We start from the raw sequence: 12,752 nt of genomic DNA on the forward strand, positions 1-12,752 counted from the left end.
CGGCCCTGTGGCCCGGGCCTATGGCCGGTGCTTACGGCACCCGGCCCCCGCACTGTGCCGCCGGATCGAACGCCAGCTGCACCGCCCGCGCCCGCCCGTCCGAAATCAGGACGGCGCGGCCCGGGGGAGGGTTCTGCTCCAGTTCGAACCTGACTCCGAACACGTCTCCGTCCATTAAGGCCCGCGGGGCGATCAGTACGCCCCGCCCGAGGCCCACCGCGTTCTGCATCAGCGGTACCCGTAGCCGAAGGTGCGGGCTGAAGCCGGCCGTCAGCACCACCCTCCAGCCCAGGGCGTTGAGCAGGATCAGCCGGTTGTTGGTTTCGGGCGACTGCAGATCGAGGTCGTCCACCAGGAGTATCTCGGCCGGGTCCAGGGCGCCGGCGAGCGCTGCCTCGTGGGTCCCGGTCCACCAGCGCTCCGGTTCCGTTGCCGCCGGGCCCCGCAGCCAGCTCGCGCCGGGATTGAGGCCCGGCAGGGCCGACAGCAGCGCGGTCTTCCCGGCAGCCTGGCCGCCGAGTACGGCCAGGACAGCGGCGGGAGGCAGCGGGACGTACGCCGGAAGAAGTTCATCGCCGCCGACTCCGAGGCACAGATGCCCTGGCGGCGGAGCAAGCCCAGGTGGGGTGCCGGCGGCGGACAGCGCGGCGCCTCCGCCGCGGGCCGCGCCGTGCCCGGCGCGGGACCGGACGTCAGCGACTGTCACCTGCCCGGGAAGTGGCTCGACGCGGAAAGGCCGGGACCGGGCGGCCAGTCCGGTCCCGCCCGGGGCTGCAGGCGCGCCTGGCCCGAGGGGCCCGAAGAGCTGCCCCACGTGACCGGACGGGGAGGATGCGACGCAGATCGGCCCAAATACCACCACCCGTCCGGCAGCCGCCCCGATGACCGGCAGCCGGGGCCAGGCAAGGCGCCCCTCTTCCGTGGAACCGGCGGGCAGGAAGATCCGGTTCGGTATGGCCGCAAAGAACCGTGACGTGACGAGTTCGCGTTCGCCCGAAACCAGCACGGTGATCCCCGCCCGTGCGCCGTCGCGGACAATGTCCTGGACCAGGTCTTCGGCCCACGCCAGCGGGCCGGCTCGAAACGCCGACACCCAGGATCCCCAGCCGCACAGAGCAAGGACGAGGGCAGGCCGGCCGGCCGTGCGGCCGTCGCCCAGCCGCCGGGTCATCTCTTCGGAGACGCGCTGCAACACCCGCGCGGACCGGCGGAGGTCGTCCAGTCCCACGACCGCCCCGGCCCTGGGGTGGGAGGCCGCTGCGCTGAAAGTACCGGCGGCATCCAAAAAATACACGTGCGATTCTTCATCGCAGTCGAGGAGCTGGCCCATAATGAGCCCCAGGGCTGTGTCGGCACCACCGGCGAGCCCCGAGACGAACCCCAGGTGGCTGTGCGTGCCCGGATCCCAGCCGAACTCGGCCACACGCTGTTCCTCGGGAAGATCCAGCAGCCCGAGCCTGATCCGGCTGCGGTTCCCGTCTACGGGGAACGGCACATGCCGGGGGAGGGGCGGTGCGACCGGACGCCGCGGTGGCGGACTGCCGGCTGCCGCCCAGGCTGCGGTCACCGCCTCCGCCAACTGGTCCGCCGCCGCCGTCGACGTCGGCGCGGCGCCGCCGCCCGCCCGGCCGGGGGACCGGACGGCTGCTGGACGCCCGAGGAGCTCCATCGCCTCCATCACGGTCGGGCTGCGGCGCGCCTCCGGAACGGGTGGCGTGAGGGTGGCCGACTGGAACTCCTCCGGCGCTGCGTTTCCGCGGACAAGATAAGCGCGGCCCGGACTCGTGACCGGGATGGCGGCCGCCAGCCGGGAATTGATGATGTCGAAGGATTCCAGCTCGGATTGAACCCGCAAGGCGATGCAGCTGGTCACGTTCGCGCGGATATCCGCGGAAACGGCCCCCTGCGGACGCTGGGTTGCCATGATGAGGTGTATGCCCAGTGAGCGGCCGATGGCAGCGATCCGCATCAGCTCGGCCAGCGCGTCCGGCGCCTCGTCAACCAGCATCCGGAATTCGTCAATGATGAGGACAAGATGGGGCAGCGGCGGTCCGTGCGGATCAAGTGCCTCGTACGCCGTGAGATCGGCGGCCTGATGCGAGGCGAGGAGCACCTCCCTGCGGCGGACTTCGGCACCCAGGGACACGAGTGCGCGCGCCACCTCATGAAGGTCGAGATCCGTGAGGAGACCGACGCAGTGGGCCAGGCCGGCCAGCGGCCGCAGAGCGGATCCGCCCTTGAAATCGATGAACAGCAGATTGACGCGGTCAGGGGGATGCGCGGCCGCCAACGCCGCTGCGAGGGTCCGGAGGAACTCCGATTTGCCGGATCCGGTGGTGCCCGCCACCAGGAAGTGGGGACCGTCGGCCTGGAGATCCAGCCGCACGGGGCCGGAGCTTCCGAGCCCGACCAGGACGGGAAGGCCGCCCGAGCCGGGGGACGCGGCCCAACGCGAGGACACGTCCTCCGCGGAGACCCGAAGCAGCCCGCCCAGGGAACAGGCCTCGGGGATGCCCGTCCGGGGAGCCGACACGGGGGCCCGTGCCCCCAGCTGGCGGCAGTTGCGGTCGAAAACACCGGAGGGAACCAGATCCGGAGTGAACTCCAGCGAGGAGCCGGCGGATGAAAGCCACGCAGAGCGCTCAGTGAGAACCAGGGACGCACCTGCAGCCGGGGCCGGATCGCCGGCGCAGTCGATCACCTGCCAGCCGCAGCTGACCGCCACTCCGCGCAGTCCGGCCGTTCGAGGGGCAGCGACGATGAGGAGCACCCCGCGCTCATAGTCCCGGCCCGGGCCAGCGGCCAGGGTCTCCAGCGTGGAAGCCTCATGAACGGAGAGAATCGCGGCCGGCAGGAAGCGGGCGGCAAGAAGCGGCGGGGTCGGACCGTGAATGAGGATCCTGGTCCGCCGGGCCGCGGGATAGCCGGCAAGCTGCAACACGAAGGATCTGACCAGCCCGGCCACAGCGGGTTCCGGGCCACGAAGGGCCGTCACCGCCGTCGAAGGATCAAGCGTCACCGGCATCCTGCCGAGGAACGGTGGCCGAAATCCGGGATCAGGCAGTTCCAACCGGATATTCGCACTCTGCGGAGCCTGGCCGAGCCGCAACCAGACCGGGCCCGTGCCGGCAGAAACCTTCAGGCGGCCGGGTTCCGCGGACGAAACTCCCAGGGACAGCTCCCCTAGGGACGGCGCGGCCCGCCGACGTCTTTCCTCGTCCTTGTGTGCTGCCGCGGTGACGGCAGCCCGGAGTTCGCGGCGCTGCCGTCTGCCCGCGACGACGGGCACGATCACCGATACGGCTGACACCGCCGTGAATGCCAGGAAAATCCACATTCCGGTCAGGACGGCCAGGCCAACTCCGATGGCCACAGGCAGCGCGGCAGCCACCAGCAGCGCCGCTCTGTTGCTGTTCGCCGCAGGGTTGCTGACCACTAATGGTGCCGTGACGTCGGACCCGGCAGAGGCCCGGCTGGCCGGATCCAGGGTGCCGCCAAAGACCAGGGACATCGACGAACCGCCGCAGCGGATCAAGGAATCCGTGGAGACGACCGCCCCGCGGACCCTCCTCCCGTCGACCCTGACACCGTTGACACTGCCGAGATCGGACAGGGTAACGGCGGAATCGGTCACATCCAGCCGCGCATGTTCGCGGGACAACTCGGCATCCGGAATGACGACCTCGGTTCCGCTCCGGCCGATCCGGAACCGCCCGCGCCGCAATGCAAAGACCAGGCCGGCGCCCGGCCCGCTGTGCACAACCAGGGCGAGCGGTGCCATCGTCCGGGCGGCGGCCGGGGCAGCGCCGTCCACCAGAACGGCACCATGGAGCAGGGGGCCCTCGCCGACAGTCAAGGCGGCCACCGGCACCCGGCCCACCGACAGTGCCCCGGTGCCGTAGCGCCGGGAGATCGCCGCCTGGAGATCAGCGCCGGGGCACCCGGCGGGCAGCTCGATGGCCAGTTCCACCGGCCCGGAGCGGAGGGCGGACCCGGGAGCCGCAACCAGGGTGCAGTGCAGCATCATCGAGGAAGAGTCCTTTCCCGCCGCGTCGTTTGGATCCCACGGTAGGCGCGGTTTCGCTGACGCGTGGCGGGGGATTCTGCCTATGTGGACGACGGCGTGCGTGGCCGATTCCGTTGGGCGCTCGGGTAGGCTAGAGCAGCAGACAATGCGCAACATTGCGCTGCCCGCATTCGAATCAGGAGAGTTTGTGACCGCTGACCTCGTCATCGTAGGGTCGGGCTTCTTCGGCCTGACAATCGCAGAACAGGCCGCCACGGAGCTGGGCTTGAAGGTCGTTGTCATCGACCGCCGCCATCACATCGGCGGCAACGCCTACAGCGAAAAGGAAGAGCAGACCGGCATCGAGGTGCACCGCTACGGTGCCCATCTTTTCCACACCTCCAATGAGCGCGTCTGGGAGTACGTGAACCGTTTTACGACGTTTAGCAACTACGTGCACAAGGTCTACGGCGTCCACAAGGGTGAGGTCTACTCCCTGCCGATCAACCTCGCCACCATCAACCAGTTCTTCCGCGCGAACCTGACGCCGGGGCAGGCGAAGGAACTGATCAAGGAGCAGGCCGGTGAGCTCGCCGGCACCGATCCGCAGAACCTGAACGACAAGGGCATCCAGCTCATCGGCCGCCCGCTGTACGAGGCGTTCATCAAGCACTACACCGGCAAGCAGTGGCAAACCGATCCGAAAGACCTGCCCGCGGGCATCATCTCCCGCCTCCCGGTGCGCTACAACTACGACAACCGGTATTTCAACGACACGTACGAGGGCCTGCCGACGAACGGCTACACCGCGTGGATCGAGAAGATGGCGGAACACCCGAACATCGAGGTCCGCCTCAACACCGACTTCTTTGACGAATCGCAGGAGTACAGCAAGAACAAGGTCGTCGGGAAGATCCCCGTGATCTACACCGGACCGGTTGACCGGTACTTCGACTTCGCCGAGGGCGATCTCTCCTGGCGCACCATCGACTTTGAGGAAGAAGTGCTCGACGTCGGCGATTTCCAGGGGACGTCGGTGGTCAACTACAACGACGCCGACGTTGCCTACACCCGGATCATCGAGCCCCGCCACTTCCACCCGGAGCGCGACTACCAGACGGAAAAGACCGTCATCATGCGCGAATTCTCCCGGGCTGCCGAAAAGGGCGACGAGCCCTACTACCCGATCAACACCGCCGCGGACCGTGAGCGCCTGCTCAAATACCGCGACCTGGCGGCGGCCGAGAAGGACGTCCTGTTCGGCGGACGGCTCGGCACCTACAAGTACCTTGACATGCACATGGCCATCGGCTCTGCCCTGACCATGTTCGATAACAAGATCCGGCCGCATTTCGAAGCCGGTGCCACGATTGAAAGCGGAGGAGTGGACGCATGAGCGCCGCCGAAGGAACCACAGCCTGGGCCACGATCCAGCGCGTCATCCTGCCCTCGACGGACCAGCCGGACACGGTTTCCCTGTATGCGGACGCGGGGACGGCCAGCGGCATCCGGCTGCGCGAGAACGATGAGCTGGCACGGACACCCAAGCTTCCCGAAGACAAACTGCAGATGTTCAGCTCCGGCAGCCAGCAGGCCCACTTCGAAGACCTCCTCACCCGGCATTCGATGCGTGTCCGGTCCGGTGAACAGATTTCTTTCGGCACCTACTTCAACGCGTTCGCGGCGAGCTACTGGCGGCGTTGGACGTCCGTCCGGGACATCCGGCTGGTCGTCCGGACGAGCGGCACAGGCACGGTCACCGTGTACAAGTCGAACGCCCGGGGCTCCGTCCAGCGCGTGGACGGTGTCCACGTCGACGGCGACACCACCTCGGCGTTCGAGCTTTCGCTGAAGCCGTTTGGCGACGGCGGGTGGTACTGGTTCGACCTCGCCGCCAGCGCGGACGGGCTGGTGCTCGAGAGCGCCCAGTGGGAGACCGCGGCAACCGACGGCCCCAAGGGGCAGGTGACCCTCGAAATCACGACCATGAACAAGCCTGATTTCTGCCTGAACAACGCCCGCATCCTGGCGGATAACCCGGACGTCCTGGAGAACGTCAAGGAAATCCTGATCGTGGACCAGGGCACGCAGAAAGTCGAGGACCAGGAGGGCTTCGCCGCTGTCCGGGATGCCCTCGGCGGCAAGCTCCGGATCATCAACCAGGCAAACCTTGGCGGATCCGGAGGCTTCGCGCGCGGCATGTTCGAGGCCGTCGAAAACGGCAGTGACTACGCCCTGCTGCTCGACGACGACATCGTCGTCGAACCCGAAAGCATCGCACGGCTCCTCACCTTCGCCGATCACTGCCGCAAGCCGACGATCGTCGGCGGCCACATGTTCGACCTCTACAACCGCAGCGTCCTGCACACGTTCGGTGAGGTCGTGGACCCCTTCCGGATCGTCCCTGCCCTGCCCCACGCCGACATGGAAACGCGGCACGATTTCAGCGTCGCGAACCTTCGCCAGACCCCATGGCTGCACCGCCGCGTGGACGTGGACTACAACGGCTGGTGGATGTGCCTGATCCCCACCAAGGTGATCCAGGAAATCGGGCTGTCGCTGCCGCTTTTCATCAAGTGGGACGACGCTGAGTACGGACTGCGCGCAAGGGAAGCCGGCTTCGCCACAGTCTCGATGCCCGGCGCTGCCGTCTGGCACGTGTCCTGGATCGACAAGGACGACCTGGTCGGCTGGCAGGCCTACTTCCATGCGCGCAACCGGCTGATCACTACCCTGATCCACAGCCCGTACCCCAAGGGCGGCCGGGTGCTGCGCGAATCTTTCCAGTCCGACGTCAAGCACCTCGTGTCGATGCAGTACTTCACCGAACATGGGCACATCGAAGCGCTGCGCGACCTCCTGAAGGGCCCCGACGACCTGCACCAGGTGCTCGGCACCAAACTGCCGGAAATCAACGCCCTGAAGGCCGACTACCCTGACGCCCAGCTGAAGGAGGACGTCGATGACTTCCCGGCGCCCAAGATCGGCCGTGGACCGATGGGCGGGACCGTTGTGGGGCTGCCCAGCAAGAAGCAGCTCATCCCGTGGGGCATCAAGACCGTCGCGCGGCAGCTGATCAAAGCACCCGGCCCTGAAAGTGCCGAAAGGCCGCAGGGTTATCTGGCCCACCGGGACAACCGCTGGTACAGGGTGGCCCACTATGACAGTGTCGTGGTGTCCAACGCCGAAGGCACCGGAGCGTCCTGGTACCAGCGGGACCCCAAGAGGCTGAAATCAATGCTGACCGAAACTACGCGGCTGCACCTGCAGCTCTTCCGCGACTGGGACAAGCTCGCCCAGCAGTACAGGTCCGCCGTGGCGGAGATCAGCTCCTTCGACGCGTGGAAAAAGACCTTCGAGGCGAACTCCAAGGACGGCGACTAGATGGCGGGTCAGACCGACCAGCTGGTGAAGCCCGGAAGCGGGCGGGGGCTCCTGGATGTCTACGGGGACCGTTTTCTCCTGAAGCTGCTGGTACGCAAGGAAATCAAGGTGCGGTACCGCGGCTCGGTCCTGGGGCTGCTGTGGTCGTACGTCAAGCCCCTTGTGCAGTTCCTGATTTACTTCGTGGCGCTGGGCGTCTTCCTGGACCTCCAGCGGGGCACGCCCAACTATGCGATCTATCTCTTCGCCGGCATCGTCCTGGTCAACTTCTTCACGGAATGCCTCTCCAACGCCACACGGTCGATCGTCGACAACCGGGATCTGATCCGGAAGATCTACCTGCCGCGGGAGCTCTTCCCGGTGGCCACGGTCTGGGTGTCCGCGGCGCACTTCCTGCCGCAACTCCTGGTGCTGGTCGGGGCCTGCCTCGTGGTGGGATGGACGCCGTCGATCCTCCAGGTGGCCGCCGCGGTCCTGATCTTCCTTATGGTTGCCGTGCTCGCCACCGGCCTGGGCCTGATCTTCGGTGCCATCAACGTCTACTTCCGCGATTCCGAAAATATCGTGGACATGATCGTCATGGTGGTGACGTGGGCGTCACCCGTCCTCTACGTGTGGACGATGGTCGAGAACGTTATGGGCTCCTGGTTCTGGGTTTACCAGCTCAACCCCATGACAGTCGCCGTCCAGGTCTTCCACTGGGTCTTCTGGGAACCGACGCTCAGCGCCGAACAATTGGTGATTGAAACCATTCCGCCGGGCCTGCTCACGGTCTGGCTTCCGATCGCAATGCTGATCTCCCTCGGCCTGCTGTTCCTCGGACAGCTGACGTTCCGCCGGCTCGCCGTCCACTTCGCACAGGAGCTCTGACATGACCTCGCATGGCCAGGTAGCCATTAGCTGCATCGACCTCCGGAAGCAGTTCGTCCTGCGCCACACCCGTTCCCTCAAAGAGGCCCTGGTCTGGCTGGTCAAGGGCCGGAAGGGGGACCTGTCGAAGAAATTCCTGGCACTCAACCACGTTTCGCTGGAGGTCAAACAGGGCGAAACCGTCGCGCTCATGGGCCTCAACGGCTCCGGAAAATCAACCCTCCTCAAGCTCATCTCCGGGGTCCTGCAGCCTGACGGCGGGACGGTACGCACGCGCGGCCGCGTGGCAGGCCTCATCGAAGTCGGCGCAGGCTTCCACCATGACCTCAGCGGGCGGGACAACGTCTACCTCAACGGCGCCATCCTCGGCATGACCGAGAAGCAGATCGATGAGAAGTTCGACTCGATTGTGGAATTCTCCGAAATCGGCGAGTTCATCGACACCGAGGTGAAGTTCTATTCCTCCGGCATGTACCTGCGGCTGGCGTTTTCCATCGCGGTGCACACGGATCCGGAGGTCTTCCTGATCGACGAAATTCTCGCCGTGGGGGATGAGCCCTTCCAGCGCAAGTGCATCGCGAAGATCAAGGAACTCTCGGAAATGGGGAAGACCCTGTTTGTGGTGAGCCATGACCTGGACCTGGTCGCCACCGTCTGTGAGCGCGGCGTCCTGCTCGAACACGGCAAGGTGGTCATGGACGGGGAAGTGCACGCCGTCGTGGCAGAGCTGCGGCGGCGTTCGGCGCACGCGGAGTCCGAGGACAGTTTGTGACCCACTTGCGCAAGCGCAGCGATCTCACCTGGCTGACGGCAACGGTGGTCGCTGCCTTCCTCGGTTCATTGATTCCGCTCATTACCAATAACAGGTTCTACTACTACGACGATACCCAGGCCGGGGCGTTCGGCATCTGGTTCGAAATTGGAACCAAACTCAGTGCAGGGGAGTGGCCGCTCTTCAGTGACAGCGCATGGGGGGCCGGCAACTATGCCGCCGAAGGGCAGTGGGGGATCTGGAACCCGCTCATCCTCCTCATCGGCTGGGTGGCAAGCCGCTCGGACAACATTGTCGTCTTCTCGACAATCCTTAAGATCAGTTTCCTTTGCGTGCTGGCTGCCGGCACGTTTCTGCTGGCCAGGAGCTACAAGGCCGGACCGGAATGGTCAGCCATCGCCGGGGTCGCCGTCACCCTGACCGGATTCACCGTGTACATCGACGCGGCATCGTGGGTCACCGGACTGATGGTGTTCAGCCTGCTGCCCCTCACCTGGTATGGACTGCGCCGGATGGCCTTCGACGACGGCAATCCGTTCTTCGCGCTGGCCCCGGCTTACGTGCTAATCACCGTCGGCTATGTGCACGGGACGCTGATGCTCGTCATCGTCTTCGCGGGCCTGCTGCTGGAGGGTTGGCTGCACGGGGGCCGCAGGGTTGCCCTCCGCCTGCTCCTCGCCGGGCTGGTGTGCGGATTGATAGCGACGGCGGTGTACCTCCCTGGTGTTCTTACCGCGCCCGTGACGGCACGCTCCGGCGGGATCGCGAACAGCGGATTCCTGACGCCCGACCTGACCGGGCTGTTCACTGCCTGGGTGCCGGGCAGCCTGCCTCAGGTCACCGGATGGTGGGGCGGGTTTGCGACGGTGCCACTGCTGTACGTGGCATGGTTCCTCCCGGTCCTCGCGATTGTGGACTACTCCAGGGTGAAGGCAGCCAGCAGGGAACTGGCAGCGCTCTGGGTTGTCGGGCTGGTGTCCTTGGCCCTCACGTTGGCGCCCAGCGACCTGGGGCCGCTCCGCTTCCCCATCCGGATCATGCCGTATGTCTCCCTGGCTGTCCTGCTGGCGCTGTCGGTTTTGGTCTCACGTTTCAGGGTGCCCGTCCTTAGCCGCGGACGCCTGATCGTCACGGCGGCGACGGTGCTCTCCGGACTGTATCTTGCCTGGAGCCAGTTCCCGTCCTTCCGCGTGGCGGCGCTCTTCGGGGTCCTGGCGGTCGCGGGAATCGCGGCACTCCTCTTCTTCCTGTATTCCCCCCGCCTGCCGTCCGCCTTCAAGGGGCCGGTGGTTTTGGCCGGCGGGGTGGTGCTCATGAGCATGGTCGTTGCCGCCGGACAGCACGTGGCCTTCAAGTCCTCGCCGTTGCCTGACTACCGGATGCCTGATGACCCGGGCAGTTACTCCCGCCAGCTTCCCGACGCCAAAGGCGGCACCTTCATCGTCGGCGATCCCACCAAGCTGGGACCGGAGATCTGGAACGAGACGCTGGCATCGAACGCCTGGTATTTGAATGCGGCCGAAGTCCAGAACCTGTATTCGCCCATCATGTTTGCCAAATACGCTGAAGACCTGTGCATCGCGAGCCACGGATGGACCTGCGCAGCGGCAGCCGGGAAGCTCTTCGAGACTGACACTACGACGGGCAAGGTTCTGGCGGATCTCCTGTCCATCGACACCGTCCAGCTCCTCCGCGATCCGGACCCCGGGTCCAACGGGGTGTTTAATGGCGCCCCTCCGAGCGGGTGGCACGAAGCCAGCAGGTCCGCGGACTCGGTCGTGTGGGTCCGGGACCAACCCCTGCTGAACACCGGGCAGCTCGTGTGGACTTCCGAGGGAACAGGGCTTTCACTGGTCTCGGAAAACAGCCAGGAGGTTGTGATCCGTGTGGACCGGATGGGCGATGCAACGGGCAAGGCCGTGCTCAGCCGGCTGGCGTGGCCCGGCTACGACGCCGACGCGGCAGCTGTCGCGGCGCCGCTCCGCGGTTACCTCCTCGCACTGGACATCCCCGCCGGTTCTGAAGGAACAACGATCACCGTGCGTTTCGATCCGCCCGGTTGGCCGGCTGTTGTCGCCTGCATCGTTCTGGCCGTGGGGGTGACCGCGGCGTGGAGTGTCGCAGAACTGGTTCTGCGTCGCCGGCGGAGGCGTTCCGCGCCCGCCGTGGGAGCCGGGAGCGCCGTGGCAGCAGAGAGTGTGGCCACCTAGACCGTCACCCCGGTGCGGCGCAAACCCCTGCCGGAGCAAAAAGCACTCCGGGGTGAATCACATCGTGATACGCCCCGGAGTGCTTTTTAGTGCGCTGCCGGCGTGGGTGGCAGGTGCCGGCCTAGACCGTGCTCTGCACGGCGTGCTGATGGCCCATACGCCGGTTCAGCCGGACATACGCGAGCCGGCGGGCGTACGACATGGCAATGGCCTTGGCATTGCCAATCGTGACGTCGACCCAGCTCAACAGCGACGGATCGTCCTTCCGGAGCTGGTTATGGAACGCAATCGCCTGATCGGACTGCTGGCGGGCCAGCCGGACACTCCACTGGCTTGCACTGATCCTGAAGGAGGCCAGGGTCTCCCGGAGGGCAACGAAGTCGCCGTGGCGGCAGATGCGCACCAGGGTCGCCTCATCAATGAGATAGGGGTGGGAGTTGTCCCACCACCCCTCCTTGGCCAGCAGCTCACGCTTGAACAGCGAGCAGGCGGGCTCACCAAAGATGTTGGACCCGGCGCGGACCGTCGCCCGAATGGCCTGGCGTCCGGTGACCCGCCCCTTGACGCCCTGCAGGCCGCGGCCCTTCAGGAACAGCCCGCCGTCGGCGTCGACGAGATCGCGGCGGGACGAAACCAGAACGGCGCCCGGGTTGTCATCAAGTGCCTTGACCTGCAGCTCCAGCGCATCGGGCGTGATCAGGTCATCGCCGCAGACCAGCTTGAGGTAGTCACCGGCAGCCGCCTGGCTGACGCGGTTCCAGTTCGCCTGGGCGCCGCCGCCGGTCGGCGTCGGCGTCAGGACACGAACCTTGGGGTTGTCCGCAAACCGGGCAATCACGTCTGCCGTGCCGTCGATCGACGAATGGTCGGCAATCACCACCTCGTAATCGTCGAAGGTCTGGTTCAACACCGAGTGGAGGGTCTCTTCGATGTACTGGACATTGTTGTACGCCGGAATGACGATCGAGACTTTGGGGCTCATGGTGTGCTTTCCTCGGTGGCTTTCTTGGGGGACACGGGTTCAGGGCTCCGCCGGAAGGAGAAGTATTTGTGGCCGAAATAGTTAATGATGACCGTCACGCAGGTAATGGCGATCTGGGCCGGAATCTTGGGGTATCCGAGTACCTCGTGGGCCACCAGCAGCAACGCCATGTTGGTGAAGAACATCGTGAGGTTGACCAGGGTGAACCTGCCCAGATCCAGCCAGAAGTGCCCTTTAACCCGGAAGACCAGCTTCCGGTAGACGAAGAATACGGCGACGAGGGAAATGACGAAGGCGATACTCAGAACCACCGGCGAGGGCAGGTCCGGATAGAACCACGCAACAGCGATGAAGAGGCCTGTACTGAAGGCGGTGTTGGCGCCGCCCACCAGCACAAACGCCACGCGCTGGTCCTTGATGAGCCTGAGCAGGGGACCGGGGGGACCGCCATGGATACCCTTAACAGCCTCCTCGGGGACAGCCTCCCCGGGCGTTTCGGGCTGCTTCATGGTACGCACCTATTCCTTG

8 protein-coding genes are annotated in these 12,752 nt (G+C 65.9%); 5 read left to right on the top strand and 3 right to left on the bottom strand.

All coding sequences use genetic code 11. From position 1 onward, the window contains the following. Positions 1–31: 31 nt before the first annotated feature. Positions 32–4,027, bottom strand: a complete 3,996-nt coding sequence (locus ABIB29_RS02460; protein ID WP_354169726.1) for an FtsK/SpoIIIE domain-containing protein — start codon at positions 4,025–4,027, stop codon at positions 32–34. Positions 4,028–4,214: 187 nt separating this feature from the next. Here ABIB29_RS02460 and glf point away from each other — a divergent pair, with 187 nt between their 5' ends. Genes glf through ABIB29_RS02485 form a run of 5 tightly spaced genes read left to right on the top strand, consistent with a single transcriptional unit; the run spans position 4,215 to position 11,242 of the window. Next, positions 4,215–5,402 carry a UDP-galactopyranose mutase gene (gene glf, locus ABIB29_RS02465; RefSeq protein ID WP_354169728.1) on the top strand — a complete coding sequence of 396 codons (1,188 nt, stop codon included), beginning with the start codon at positions 4,215–4,217 and terminating at the stop codon, positions 5,400–5,402. After that, positions 5,399–7,390 (top strand): glycosyltransferase, encoded by a 1,992-nt coding sequence (locus ABIB29_RS02470; protein ID WP_354169729.1) that lies wholly within the window; start codon positions 5,399–5,401, stop codon positions 7,388–7,390. The genes glf and ABIB29_RS02470 overlap by 4 nt, the downstream gene beginning before the upstream one ends. Further along, a complete protein-coding gene (locus ABIB29_RS02475; protein ID WP_354169731.1) occupies positions 7,391–8,260 on the top strand; it encodes an ABC transporter permease in 870 nt (289 codons plus the stop codon). Between the two features lies 1 nt (position 8,261). After that, positions 8,262–9,032 carry an ABC transporter ATP-binding protein gene (locus ABIB29_RS02480; protein ID WP_354169733.1) on the top strand — a complete coding sequence of 257 codons (771 nt, stop codon included), beginning with the start codon at positions 8,262–8,264 and terminating at the stop codon, positions 9,030–9,032. Further along, positions 9,029–11,242 (top strand): glycosyltransferase family protein, encoded by a 2,214-nt coding sequence (locus ABIB29_RS02485; protein WP_354169734.1) that lies wholly within the window; start codon positions 9,029–9,031, stop codon positions 11,240–11,242. The genes ABIB29_RS02480 and ABIB29_RS02485 overlap by 4 nt, the downstream gene beginning before the upstream one ends. Before the next feature lie 121 nt (positions 11,243–11,363). On the opposite strand, the gene ABIB29_RS02490 is transcribed toward ABIB29_RS02485, so the two are convergent. Both ABIB29_RS02490 and ABIB29_RS02495 read right to left on the bottom strand, forming a co-directional pair. Then, on the bottom strand, positions 11,364–12,224 hold the full coding sequence (locus tag ABIB29_RS02490) for a glycosyltransferase family 2 protein (RefSeq protein WP_354169736.1): 861 nt from the start codon (positions 12,222–12,224) through the stop codon (positions 11,364–11,366). Next, positions 12,221–12,733: a GtrA family protein gene (locus ABIB29_RS02495; protein ID WP_354169738.1), complete on the bottom strand. Its 513-nt coding sequence runs from the start codon at positions 12,731–12,733 to the stop codon at positions 12,221–12,223. Before ABIB29_RS02495 ends, ABIB29_RS02490 begins: the two co-directional genes overlap by 4 nt. Positions 12,734–12,752 lie beyond the last annotated feature (19 nt).

Origin of the sequence: Arthrobacter sp. UYEF36, assembly GCF_040547025.1 — a bacterium.
In the GTDB taxonomy this organism is placed as follows: domain Bacteria; phylum Actinomycetota; class Actinomycetes; order Actinomycetales; family Micrococcaceae; genus Arthrobacter.

Bases quoted from the DNA above. Each gene is read 5' to 3' on its own strand.
- ABIB29_RS02460 (WP_354169726.1), bottom strand. From the start codon at position 4,027: ATGATGCTGCACTGCACCCTGGTTGCGGCTCCCGGGTCCGCCCTCCGC.
- ABIB29_RS02470 (WP_354169729.1), top strand. From the start codon at position 5,399: ATGAGCGCCGCCGAAGGAACCACAGCCTGGGCCACGATCCAGCGCGTC.
- ABIB29_RS02475 (WP_354169731.1), top strand. From the start codon at position 7,391: ATGGCGGGTCAGACCGACCAGCTGGTGAAGCCCGGAAGCGGGCGGGGG.
- ABIB29_RS02480 (WP_354169733.1), top strand. From the start codon at position 8,262: ATGACCTCGCATGGCCAGGTAGCCATTAGCTGCATCGACCTCCGGAAG.
- ABIB29_RS02490 (WP_354169736.1), bottom strand. From the start codon at position 12,224: ATGAGCCCCAAAGTCTCGATCGTCATTCCGGCGTACAACAATGTCCAG.
- ABIB29_RS02495 (WP_354169738.1), bottom strand. From the start codon at position 12,733: ATGAAGCAGCCCGAAACGCCCGGGGAGGCTGTCCCCGAGGAGGCTGTT.